Source organism: Trichlorobacter lovleyi, assembly GCF_015239775.1.
Classification (GTDB): Bacteria; Desulfobacterota; Desulfuromonadia; order Geobacterales; family Pseudopelobacteraceae; genus Trichlorobacter; species Trichlorobacter lovleyi_B.
Map to the genome: position 1 here is coordinate 1,218,009 of NZ_CP058409.1, position 11,444 is coordinate 1,229,452.

14 protein-coding genes and 5 tRNA genes are annotated in these 11,444 nt (G+C 51.9%); 18 read left to right on the forward strand and 1 reads right to left on the reverse strand.

Annotated features, from left to right (window positions below):
* Window positions 1-62 precede the first annotated feature (62 nt).
* On the forward strand, window positions 63-890 hold the full coding sequence (locus tag FY034_RS05600) for a cytidylate kinase family protein (protein WP_265554378.1): 828 nt from the start codon (window positions 63-65) through the stop codon (window positions 888-890).
* Here FY034_RS05600 and FY034_RS05605 read toward each other — a convergent pair whose 3' ends face one another.
* The gene (locus tag FY034_RS05605) at window positions 891-1,751 is read right to left on the reverse strand and encodes a PHP domain-containing protein (protein ID WP_265554380.1); all 861 of its coding nucleotides are present in this window, start codon (window positions 1,749-1,751) and stop codon (window positions 891-893) included.
* Between the two features lie 93 nt (window positions 1,752-1,844).
* Between FY034_RS05605 and FY034_RS05610 the strand changes: the two genes are divergently transcribed.
* The 17 genes from FY034_RS05610 (at window position 1,845) to rplL (ending at window position 11,443) form a co-directional block, all read left to right on the forward strand.
* A complete protein-coding gene (locus FY034_RS05610; RefSeq protein WP_265554382.1) occupies window positions 1,845-2,501 on the forward strand; it encodes an endonuclease III domain-containing protein in 657 nt (218 codons plus the stop codon).
* Window positions 2,502-2,628: 127 nt separating this feature from the next.
* Window positions 2,629-3,495: an NAD(P)-dependent oxidoreductase gene (locus FY034_RS05615; protein WP_265554384.1), complete on the forward strand. Its 867-nt coding sequence runs from the start codon at window positions 2,629-2,631 to the stop codon at window positions 3,493-3,495.
* Window positions 3,496-3,573: 78 nt separating this feature from the next.
* Window positions 3,574-5,172 (forward strand): thiolase family protein, encoded by a 1,599-nt coding sequence (locus FY034_RS05620; RefSeq protein WP_265554386.1) that lies wholly within the window; start codon window positions 3,574-3,576, stop codon window positions 5,170-5,172.
* A 94-nt stretch (window positions 5,173-5,266) separates the two neighbouring features.
* The gene (rpoH, locus tag FY034_RS05625; protein WP_265554388.1) at window positions 5,267-6,124 is read left to right on the forward strand and encodes an RNA polymerase sigma factor RpoH; all 858 of its coding nucleotides are present in this window, start codon (window positions 5,267-5,269) and stop codon (window positions 6,122-6,124) included.
* 110 nt (window positions 6,125-6,234) lie between these two features.
* Window positions 6,235-6,310: transfer RNA gene (locus FY034_RS05630), tRNA-Thr, on the forward strand.
* A 28-nt stretch (window positions 6,311-6,338) separates the two neighbouring features.
* Window positions 6,339-6,423: transfer RNA gene (locus tag FY034_RS05635), tRNA-Tyr, on the forward strand.
* Between the two features lie 109 nt (window positions 6,424-6,532).
* Window positions 6,533-6,609, forward strand: a tRNA-Gly gene (locus tag FY034_RS05640).
* Window positions 6,610-6,631: 22 nt separating this feature from the next.
* A tRNA-Thr gene (locus FY034_RS05645) sits at window positions 6,632-6,707 on the forward strand.
* Between the two features lie 92 nt (window positions 6,708-6,799).
* Complete coding sequence (gene tuf, locus FY034_RS05650; protein ID WP_012469398.1) at window positions 6,800-7,990, forward strand: elongation factor Tu; 1,191 nt, start codon at window positions 6,800-6,802, stop codon at window positions 7,988-7,990.
* Between the two features lie 76 nt (window positions 7,991-8,066).
* The gene (gene rpmG, locus FY034_RS05655) at window positions 8,067-8,216 is read left to right on the forward strand and encodes a 50S ribosomal protein L33 (protein WP_012469399.1); all 150 of its coding nucleotides are present in this window, start codon (window positions 8,067-8,069) and stop codon (window positions 8,214-8,216) included.
* Window positions 8,217-8,235: 19 nt separating this feature from the next.
* Window positions 8,236-8,312 (forward strand) — tRNA-Trp (locus tag FY034_RS05660).
* A 68-nt stretch (window positions 8,313-8,380) separates the two neighbouring features.
* Window positions 8,381-8,563 (forward strand): preprotein translocase subunit SecE, encoded by a 183-nt coding sequence (gene secE, locus FY034_RS05665; protein ID WP_012469400.1) that lies wholly within the window; start codon window positions 8,381-8,383, stop codon window positions 8,561-8,563.
* Between the two features lie 13 nt (window positions 8,564-8,576).
* Window positions 8,577-9,104 (forward strand): transcription termination/antitermination protein NusG, encoded by a 528-nt coding sequence (nusG, locus tag FY034_RS05670; RefSeq protein WP_012469401.1) that lies wholly within the window; start codon window positions 8,577-8,579, stop codon window positions 9,102-9,104.
* 53 nt (window positions 9,105-9,157) lie between these two features.
* A complete protein-coding gene (rplK, locus tag FY034_RS05675) occupies window positions 9,158-9,583 on the forward strand; it encodes a 50S ribosomal protein L11 (protein WP_012469402.1) in 426 nt (141 codons plus the stop codon).
* 46 nt (window positions 9,584-9,629) lie between these two features.
* Window positions 9,630-10,331, forward strand: coding sequence for a 50S ribosomal protein L1 (gene rplA, locus FY034_RS05680; RefSeq protein ID WP_265554390.1), 702 nt, complete (start codon window positions 9,630-9,632; stop codon window positions 10,329-10,331).
* Window positions 10,332-10,481: 150 nt separating this feature from the next.
* Window positions 10,482-11,006 (forward strand): 50S ribosomal protein L10, encoded by a 525-nt coding sequence (gene rplJ, locus FY034_RS05685; protein ID WP_265554392.1) that lies wholly within the window; start codon window positions 10,482-10,484, stop codon window positions 11,004-11,006.
* Between the two features lie 56 nt (window positions 11,007-11,062).
* On the forward strand, window positions 11,063-11,443 hold the full coding sequence (gene rplL, locus FY034_RS05690; RefSeq protein WP_012469405.1) for a 50S ribosomal protein L7/L12: 381 nt from the start codon (window positions 11,063-11,065) through the stop codon (window positions 11,441-11,443).
* Window position 11,444: the final 1 nt, after the last annotated feature.

Below are 11,444 nucleotides of genomic sequence, written 5' to 3' on the forward strand. Positions count from 1 at the left end.
CAAGCGGAACGTGCTAGGTTCTTGCCGTATACAATTAGTTTGAACCGGAGGAGTGCATTAAGATGCCGATAATTACAATTTCCCGCGAAATGGGAACCGGTGCTTATGGTGTAGCCAAAGAGCTGGCAAAAAAACTGAAGTATACATTGGTGGATGGTCCCAAGCTTGCCGCTTGTGCCGCTGAATATGGACTCAGCCTGGAGCTGCTGCAGGCGGTGGATGAAAAGCCGCCTTCATACAACACCGTAGAGGACCGGGCTCGTGCTGCTTCCTTAAATTCCATTGAGCTTATTCTGCTCGACCTTGCCAGAAAGGGTAACGTTATACTCTATGGCCGCGGTGGCCAGGATCTGCTGCAGGGGTGCGGCAATGTCCTTCGCTTGCGGTTTGTTGCTGATTTTGAAGAGCGGGTTGAACGCTTTGCCGAGCGGGAGTGGATTGACCCTGATCTTGCGCAGGAGCTGATCCGGCGTAGCGATCATCAACGGGGCGGTTTTATCCACTTCTATTTTGATCGTGACTGGAATGATCCTCTGGGGTATGACCTGACCTTCAACACCTCCCGGCTTTCTCCTGGGGCTATTATTGATATCATCGTGGCCGCAGTGAAGGACCCGCAGTTGAAAGAGGCTGACTCCTGGTCTGCCGATGAAATAGAAAACACCATTCTGGTGAAAAAGATAGAAACCGCCCTGCTGCGTTCCGAAGAGCTTGAGTATCGTCCGTTCCGGATTGAGGTGGAAGATGGGCAGGTAACCCTGTCCGGTTATATCGGTTCAGAGCAGGAAAAAAAGGCTGCACTGAAGGTGGCTGCAGCCATCAAAGGCGTTGAGAGTGTGGTTGATAACCTGCATGTGGTCAACTACAGGGAGTACAAGGAAAAATGCTGATCAGCTAGCTTGAGCTGGTCGTTCAGCAGCACGTCTGCGTAAGGGCGGGAGCAGGGCATCGGAAAAGTGTATGCCTCCCCGCCCTTTTCCTATCTGATCGTGCTCCTCGATACCATGGAAATCAGAACCTCCGGTTGGGATCAGATGCAAACGGTTGGCCAAGCCCTGTAGAAACATGGTCTCCTGCTCTGTTGCCAGGGAGTTGTAGATTTCGATGCCATCCAGCCCAAGCCCTTTCAGTTCAGAAATCAGCTCCGTTAGACGTTGCTGATCGCGGGTGATACTGGTTGGATGGGCCAGTACTGCAACCCCGCCAATGCGTTGAATCGTTGCCAGTGCATCCTCCATGGGCCAGTAGGTTTTGGGCACGTCGCACGGGACAAGATAACGGGCAAAAGCGTCTTCCATGCCGGTTGCGTAACCACGTTGCAACAGGGCACGGGCAATATGCGGGCGTCCCATGACGCCGTCAGCAAGTGCCTCAACCTCGTCAAGTGTCAACGGTTCCCGTGCCTCCTGTTCCAGCATCTGATTGACTGCCGCAACGATTTCGCGGTTGCGGTTGGCTCTGCGAAAGGCAAATCTGTCCAGTTGTTCTGTCAATTCCCGGGTATGAATATCAATCCAATACCCCAGCAGATGAACATCGGAATATCCTTTAAAACAGACAGATAGTTCAACCCCGGGAATGACTTCCATGCCGAGCCTGTTTCCGGCCAGAATAGCAGCCTCAACCCCGGCAACCGTATCGTGGTCACACAAGGCAATTGTGGTGAGACCGGATTGTTGTGCAGCAGAAATCAGCTGTTCCGGAGTCAGGATGCCGTCAGAACAGCTTGAATGCAGATGGAGATCAATCATCAGTATATCCTTTCTGACAGCATGATGCCGCTGCAGGTACAAAAAAGCAAGCCACCGGTTGCCAGTTGAGGAGGCATAGGGTACTATTATTCCATGGATGACAATCAGATCCACCGCGTTATGGCTGTTGTGGCAGAGGAGTGCGGGCAATGGGAAACTCCTTCGGTAACCGTTATTTCCGAACAGCACCGTTCAGCCTTTCATGTTCTGGTCTCCTGTATTATCTCACTGCGTACCAAGGATGCCGTTACAGCCGCTGCCTCGGCCCGTCTGTTTGAACGGGCTGCTTCACCTCAAGAAATGATCTGTCTTGAACCTTCTGAAATAGCTGATCTGATCTATCCTGCAGGATTCTATCGTACAAAGGCTGAACAGATTCATGCGATCTGCAGAACGTTACTTGCAGAGTTTAATGGCAAGGTACCGGACAATCTTGATCAGCTGCTCAGTTTCAAGGGGGTCGGGCGTAAAACTGCAAATCTGGTGATGACCCTTGGCCATGACAAGCAGGGGATCTGCGTTGATATCCATGTGCACCGGATCACAAACCGCTGGGGGTATGTTGCTAGCAGCTCTCCTGATCAGACAGAACAGCTCCTGCGTGAAAAGCTGCCTGCGGAGTATTGGAAAAAAATCAACGATCTTTTGGTCTGCTATGGTCAGAACCTGTGTTACCCCGTTGCTCCTGCCTGCTCTCGATGCCGTCTGACGGACTGCTGCAGCAGGGTGGGGGTACAACGAAGCCGCTAGTGTGATAATATTTTAAACCACGGTTGTAGATAAAAATCATGGTTGCCACAGTACCGCTTTCGGTGTAATAAATGCAAAGCTGCTTTTGGATAACATTATTTTATTTTATTAATAGGAGGAACTGGTGATGTTGCGAAAGATCGGTTTTATCGGCTTGGGAACAGTGGGACGGCATATGGCAGCCAACCTAGTCAGGGGGGGCTATGATCTTACCGTCTTTGATACCGATTCGGCAAAGATTGACGAGTTAGTGGCTGTCGGAGCAACCGGCGCGGCAACAGCTGCAGAGGCAGCCCGTGGTCGTGAACTGGTGATCTCGATTGTCTCCGAGGGAGATGAGCAGGGGCCCCTGTTCTGCGGTGAGACCGGTATTATGGCCGGCATTGAGCCTGGCACCATTTTTGCCGACATGGGAACTACCTCCCTTGAGACGACCCTCAAAATGGCGGAAGAGACGACTAAAAAGCGTTGTTTCTACCTTGATGCCCCGGTCTGGGGTAATAAGGATCACGCTGCAAACGGGCTCCTGACCATTATCGTCGGCGGTGACCCGGCGATTATCGGCAAGTGCCGCGAACCGTTCAGCATCTTTGGTCTGAATACCATTACCGTTGGCGAAGTCGGTGATGCCACCAAGATGAAATTTATTGTCAATATGGTGCAGGGAACCCTGGTGCAGGTGCTTGCCGAAGGGCTGGTCTTTGGTGAAAAGATGGGGTTCAGTGCTGACAAGATCCTTGAGGTGCTGGATACCCGCGGAGTTGCTTCGCCGATCTTCCATCTTAAAGGACGAGCCATGTCCCGCAATGAGTTTGCTCGCAGTCTGGCGATGAAGTATGTGAATGACGGCATGCATCTTGTACTGAACGCCGCACGTCTGGTCGGTCTGCATCTGCCTGCTGCTGAGGCGGCCAGCAAGATGTATGAGAAAGGTGTTGAAGCTGGCTATGGTGAAGAGGATTTCTCGGCTGTTATCAAGGTCCTAAGAAAATAGTCAGGTCAAAGACGGGTCTGTTTTGGCAAAAGGCGTTCTTCGGAGCGCCTTTTGTGCTTGCGGAGAGGAGGTTGTGCCATGGGAACCAGTTTCAGGCCGCGCCCAGTCTATCTGGCCGCTTCATGGATGGGGCCGGTTGGGCGTTATACCGGTAAGGATCGGGAAGAACTTACCTTTCTTGAGATGGCCGAACAATGCGGGCAGGTCTTTGCCGGAAGTCCGGTACGCCGCCGGCATATTGATGCCGTTGTCGTTGGCAGCCAGAACCCGGCCGCTTTTTCAGGAGTAGATAATACTGCTGCAAAGATTTCAGGTATTTTAGGCATCTCCGGGGTCAAGTCGGTGCTGATTGATACCGCCTCGTCTTCAGGTGCCTCGGCCTTTGAAAATGCCTATCTTGAAGTGGCATCAGGCCGCCATGACCATGTCCTGGCGATTGCTATTCAGAAGATGAGTGATGCCTCGACCCTGGAAGCAACACGGATCATTGCCGGTGTGATTGATCGTAACGAGGCTGAGTACGGTCTGACCATGCCGGCCTGTGGTGCCCTGGTGGCCCGATCGCTTCAACTACGTCTTGGTCTGTCCGACCTGGAGTGGGCGGCCTATTCAGCGCTGCTCTCCCAGCGCAGCCATCGTTTTTCAAGCCAGAATCCCAGGGCCCATCTGCGACAGCAGTTGCCGGTTGAGGAATACTTCAGGCAGATCGCCTCAGGAGAAAACTACCGCTACTGGTCACCATTGCGTTATCACGATTACTGCCCCATGTCCGACGGTATGGCTGCCGTGATTCTTACCTCCCGTCCTCAGGAGGTGCTGGTGGCGGGGCTGGGCAGCGCAACAGACATTCCGACCATTGCTGACCGGCATTACTTTCATTCGTTTCCTGCCACGGTCACGGCTGCCGGGTATGCCTATGGCATGGCTGGTCTAAGGGATGTCAGGGCGCTTGAGGGGAGGCTGCATGTTAACATGCATGACCCTTTTAACGGATTTGGCCCGATCAATCTGGTGGATCTGGGAGTGGTGAGTCGAAACCGGCTTTTTGATGCCCTGCTTGATGACCGCCTGACCGGTCCCGATGGGCTCTTCCCCACCAATCTGACGGGCGGCTTGAAAGGGCGAGGGCATCCTTTGGGGGCTACCGGCATGATCCAGGTGGTCGAGAACCACCAGCTGATTTGTGAAGCTGGCTTTGAAGCCGGGCTTTCACACTCAATTGGCGGGCCGATCAATAATAATGTCGTGATTCTGCTGGAACGCAGCGAACACTACCGAAGCCGCCCCCATGAGCCCTACCGCCCCTGGGGACTGCCATCGCTGGGGCGACCCAAGCCGAAACAGGTGACCATCGATGCGTTGTTGGCCGAGACAGGGCGTTGCGTTGGACAGTTTGTAACCTCTACGATCCGCTACCATTACAAAACAGGACTGCCAGAGGTGATGCTGGTGATTGTTGCCTGCCGTTTTCAAGGGGTGAGCTATCGTTTTCTCTTTGGCCTTGACGGCAGTCATGCGCCACAGTTATCCGGTTTGACGGCAGGGGATGAACTGGCCCTTGAACGTCAGGCCACGGGCATCATGCTGAATCGGCTACCGGTACGGCGTCTGTATCAACGGACCGTGCAAGGCATGCGGGAGCTTGCCGAGTCCGGCTGGAGGAGGCTGACGGGGTAGTTGTGTCAAGGGGTTGATTTTTGTCAGATGGATTGTTATAGTCTTAGCAGTCTCGTGTTGCGAGTGCTAAAATTTGAGGGCGAGGTGATCTGCTATGTATGCCGCGATTCCGGTTACAACAGATAGTTTCTCAAGATATCTGTCTGAAATAAAATCCTTTCCGCTGCTTGACGAGCAGGAAGAACACCGCTTGGCCGTACGTCTGTTTGAAGAAAACGATTTGGATGCTGCGCAAACCCTGGTTACATCAAATCTGCGCTTTGTTGTGAAGATTGCAGCCGAGTACCGTAATTACGGACTAAAGATGCTGGACCTGATTCAGGAGGGTAACATTGGCCTGATGCTGGCGGTGAGGAAGTTTAATCCCTATCGCGGATTCCGCTTGATTACCTATGCCGTCTGGTGGATCAGGGCGCAGATTCAAAGTTATATTGTTTCCTCGTGGAGCCTGCTTAAAATCGGTACAACGCAAGCTCAGCGCAAACTTTTCTTCAAGCTGAAGCAGGCAAGAAATGCTATTCGCAGCATGACCGGCGACGATGCGGGGGATCTGCCTGCTACTGCTCTTTCGCTTGACGTCCGTGAGGCGGATGTCGAAGAGATGGAACTGCGCTTGATGGGCGAGGTCTCACTGGATGCAGAACAGGCTTCCGGTGAAGGTGGAAGCCTGCTGGAGACCCTGATTGATGATCGTCCAAATCAGGAGAGCCAGCTGGCAGACTTGCAGGAACAGCAAGCCTTGAGGGTGGTTGTTGCTGGTGCCGTGTCACGGCTTGGCGAGAAAGAACAGTTTGTTGTCAAGCAGCGAATTGTGGCAGATGACCCTATGACGTTGCAGGAGATTGCAGACCACTTTTCGATATCACGTGAGCGCGTCCGCCAGATTGAGGAGAATGCGCTCAGGAAAATCAAGGGCTTTTTAGGGACGAGCATGCAACTCCAGCATGTGTAAGCGGTGGGTTACGTGTGTGAACCGGTGAGTGTTGAAAAAAAACCAATAAAAAACTTGACAATCTTTTGTCACTGCAGTAAAAGCACAAATTCAACGCTTTGCCGAGGATTGCTGGCGTAGCTCAATTGGTAGAGCAGCTGACTTGTAATCAGCAGGTTGCGGGTTCGAGTCCCATCGCCAGCTCCAGTCAAGCAATATAAGCAGCATCATCCCTGGAGGGATTCCCGAGCGGCCAAAGGGAACAGACTGTAAATCTGTCGTCGTAGACTTCGGAGGTTCGAATCCTCCTCCCTCCACCATACAAGTTCACCGGCTGCATTGGGTGGTCCCGGATCCAGGAGGCAGGCTTCTGCCGCATGAACTGGTCAAGGGTTCGCTTGAGGTCGCCAAAGCAGTGCATACCGTTGTGCGGGAGTAGCTCAGTTGGCTAGAGCATCAGCCTTCCAAGCTGAGGGTCGCGGGTTCGAGTCCCGTTTCCCGCTCCAATCTTCATGATATTCGTGAAATGCCCACATAGCTCAGGAGGTAGAGCACTTCCTTGGTAAGGAAGAGGTCTCCGGTTCGAGTCCGGATGTGGGCTCCATTTCTTCAGATGAAATCGTGTAGATGTAGAGAGCGAATACGCACGCAATACAAAGATCAGGCAATCAATGTACAAACAGGAGGAACCAGTCGATGGCCAAGGCTAAATTTGAGCGTAATAAAACGCACGTAAACATCGGAACGATTGGTCACGTTGACCATGGTAAGACCACATTGACCGCAGCGATCACCAAGGTGCTTGCTGGCAAGGGTCAGGCCGAATACAAGGCGTTTGACCAGATTGACAACGCCCCTGAAGAGCGTGAGCGTGGTATCACCATTGCGACCGCCCACGTTGAATACGAAACCGACAAGCGTCACTACGCCCACGTCGACTGCCCTGGTCACGCTGACTACGTCAAGAACATGATCACCGGTGCAGCTCAGATGGACGGTGCTATTCTGGTTGTATCAGCAGCAGACGGCCCAATGCCTCAGACCCGTGAGCACATCCTGCTTGCCCGTCAGGTTGGCGTGCCCTACATCGTTGTCTTCCTCAACAAGGCTGACATGGTAGACGACGCTGAGCTGCTTGAGCTGGTAGAACTGGAAATCCGTGAACTGCTTTCCAGCTATGACTTCCCGGGTGACGATATTCCAATCATCAAAGGCTCCGCCCTGAAGGCCCTTAACGGCGACAAGGACGAACTGGGTGAAGACTCCGTTAACGCACTGATGGAAGCTGTTGACAGCTACATCCCTGATCCTGAGCGTGCCATTGACCGTCCGTTCCTGATGCCGGTAGAAGACGTATTCTCCATCTCCGGTCGTGGTACAGTTGCCACCGGTCGTGTAGAGCGCGGCATTGTAAAGGTTGGCGAGGAAATCGAAATCGTCGGCATCAAGGCTACCGCCAAGACCACCGTAACCGGTGTAGAAATGTTCCGTAAACTGCTTGACCAAGGTCAGGCTGGCGACAACATCGGCGCCCTGCTGCGTGGTGTTAAGCGTGAAGACATCGAGCGTGGCCAGGTACTTGCCAAGCCCGGTAGCATCACCCCGCACACCAAGTTCAAGGCAGAAGCCTACATTCTCACCAAAGAAGAAGGTGGTCGTCACACCCCATTCTTTAACGGCTACCGTCCGCAGTTCTACTTCCGCACCACTGACGTAACCGGTGTAGCTGAACTGCCTGCCGGCACCGAGATGGTAATGCCTGGTGACAATATTGCCATGACCGTAAACCTGATCACCCCGATCGCCATGGACGAAGGTCTTCGCTTCGCCATCCGTGAAGGTGGTCGTACCGTAGGCGCCGGCGTCGTCAGCGCAATTATCGAGTAAGATACAGGATGTGCCAGTGGGCGTTGTCTGTCGTAACGGCAGACAACGCCTTGCTCGCGTCTGAAAAGGAAGAGCGATGAGAGACATCATTACCCTTGCATGCACCGAGTGCAAGCAGAGAAACTACACAACAACCAAGAACAAAAAGATTACTCCGCAAAAGCTGGAGTTCAGTAAATATTGCCGTTTTTGTCGTAAGCATACCCCTCACAAGGAAACAAAATAAGGGGTAGCGACACAGTTGCAGGCCAGTAGCTCTAATTGGTAGAGCGCCGGTCTCCAAAACCGGATGTTGGGGGTTCGAATCCCTCCTGGCCTGCCATTTACTTTTAGCCTTGAGTGTTGATTCGTCATGCAGTTGTATGTCAGACGCATTTTCAGGAGAGTATTGTGCAGAATGTGAAGACATTTTTCGAGTCAGTTAAACTCGAGCTGAGCAAGGTAACCTGGCCGACACGCAAGGAAACCGTTGCTACAACCGGTGTGGTGATCATGATTGTTTTTATGGTCTCTATTTACCTCGGTTTGTGTGATGTGGTCCTGTCCAAGCTGATGCGCTTGGTATTGGGATAACAGGAATTTAACTATGAGCCAGAAATGGTATGGCGTACATACATATTCAGGATATGAAAACAAGGTCCGCCTCAATCTGACAGAGCGCGTCAAAAATGAGAAGATGGAGGATCTCTTCGGTGAGATTCTGATCCCCTCAGAGACCGTTGTTGAACTCAAGAAGGGCGAGAAGAAGACTTCGTCACGTAAATTCTTCCCCGGCTATATCCTGATTAAGATGGAGCTGACTGACGAAACATGGCATATCGTTAAGGAAACTGCCAAGGTTACCGGTTTTGTCGGTGGCAATACTCCGTTTCCTATTCCTGACGAGGAAGTTAACAAGATCGCCCGCAGAATGGAAGAAGGCGCTGAAAAACCACGTCCCAAAGTCGAATTTGATGTGGGTGAAACCGTTCGTGTTGTTGACGGGCCGTTCCTGAACTTTACTGGGGTGATTGAAGACGTCAAGCCGGACAAAGGCAAGCTGCGTGTTGCTGTAACAATTTTTGGACGTTCTACTCCGGTCGAACTGGAGTTTATGCAAGTAGAGAAGTGCTGACAAAATCGTCTTCTTTTGTTGAAGACGGTACGTAATAAAAGGAGTGCATCCCAATGGCTAAGAAGATTACCGGCTACATAAAACTGCAAATTCCTGCGGGCAAGGCTAACCCCTCGCCGCCTATCGGACCTGCTCTTGGTCAGCATGGTGTCAATATCATGGAGTTTTGCAAGGCTTTTAATGCCAAGACACAGGCCGATGAAGGTACTATTACACCAGTAGTCATAACTGTCTACGCAGACCGGTCTTTTTCTTTTATTACCAAAACTCCTCCGGTACCGGTTCTGATCAAGAAGACCATTGGTATTGAGAGCGGTTCAAGTGTGCCGAACAAGAACAAGGTTGGTAAACTGACCAAGGCTCAGGTTGAAGAGATTGCCAAGAAGAAAATGCCGGATCTGAACGCCGCCTCTGTTGAAGCAGCCATGCGGACAGTAGAGGGTACTGCTCGTTCCATGGGTGTAGATATTGTAGAGTAAGATTGGCTTTTGCCGAGGAAACAGAGTTCAGTAGGAGAGGACGGACATGTCAAAGAGTACAAAAAAACATAGCGCCGCAATGACCAAGGTTGACCGTAGCACGGTTTATCCCCTTAAAGCAGCGGTCGAAGTGGTAAAAGATACTGCTTATGCCAAGTTTGATGAGACAGTAGATGTGGCGGTCAAACTGGGTGTTGATCCTCGTCATGCCGATCAAATGGTACGTGGTGCTGTTGTTCTGCCTAATGGACTGGGTAAGAATGTACGGGTGCTGGTGTTTGCCAAAGGTGAGAAGGAAAAAGAAGCCCTGGATGCTGGCGCAGATTACGTCGGTGCAGATGATCTGGTGGCCAAAATTCAGGAAGGCTGGTTTGAGTTTGATACCGCCATAGCTACTCCTGATATGATGGGTGTTGTCGGCAAGATCGGTAAACTGCTCGGTCCCCGCGGCCTGATGCCTAACCCGAAGGTCGGCACTGTTACCTTTGAAGTTGGTCGTGCTGTGAAAGAGTCCAAGGCCGGTAAGGTTGAGTTCCGCGTGGAGAAGGCCGGAATTGTCCACGCCCCTATTGGCAAGGTTTCGTTCGACGCTGAAAAACTGCAGGGAAACTTGGTTGCTCTGGTTGAAGCACTGGTAAAAGCCAAGCCTTCTGCGGCAAAAGGTACCTATATCAAGAAGATTTCTCTCTCGTCAACGATGGGGCCTGGAATCAACCTTGATATCAGTGATGTAACCGCAAATATATAAACGATTTTAGCCAAAGTCACAGACAGCAGGCGCATGCCAGCATAAAGACGTAGTCGGTCTACCTGCCGAGACTTGGGTTCGCAAGACTACCTTGCGCTCCTGACTTTGGCATGGGGTCTCCCCAGAAACCAAAAGAAAGGAGGACGACGCTTGAAAAAATCTGTCAAGCAGGAACAAGTAACGCAGATGCACGATAAGCTGTTGCGTGCAAAAGCAGTTTTTCTGGCTGACTTCCGCGGAATGAATGTGGATAAGGCTACAACACTGCGCAACGAGCTCCGGTCTGCCAGCGTTGAGTACAAGGTGTTCAAGAACACCCTGTTCGATATCGCTGCGAAAGAAACCGAGGCTGCGTGTCTGGCTCCCTATCTTGCCGGCCCAACAGCGGTAGCTATATCTTATGATGACCCTGTCGGCGCTGCCAAGGTCCTGTCCAAATTCGCCAAGGATTCAAAAGGCGTGTTTGCACTTAAAGCCGGTGTGCTTTCCGGTAAAGTGATTGATGTTAGCCAGATTCAGGCACTTGCTGATCTCCCATCACGGGAAGTGTTGATTGCCAAGATGCTCGGCTCAATGCAGGCACCAGCCACGAATTTTGTTGGCGTACTGGCTGCACTGCCCGGCTCACTGGTGCGTGTCCTGGATGCAATCCGGGCAAAAAAAGAAGGCAACTAGAACTTCTCGCTGTATTAATACCCAATTAAACACTCGATACCTATATGGAGGATATCATGGCTGAAATTACTAAGGCAGACGTAGTTGCATTTATTGAAAAGATGACTGTTCTTGAACTGGCTGAGCTGGTTAAGGAGCTGGAAGAAAAGTTCGGTGTGTCTGCTGCTGCTCCTGTTGCAGTTGCTGCTGCTGCTCCTGCTGCCGCTGCTGAGGCTGCTGAAGAGAAGACTGAGTTTGATGTTATCCTGAAGAGTGCCGGTGCCAACAAGATCAACGTGATCAAGGTTGTGCGTACTCTGACCAGCCTGGGCCTGAAGGAAGCAAAAGACCTGGTTGACGGCGCACCAAGCCCCGTTAAGACCGGTATCTCCAAGGCTGAAGCTGAAGAAGCTCAGAAGCAACTGGTTGAAGCTGGCGCAGAAGTAGAAATCAAATAGT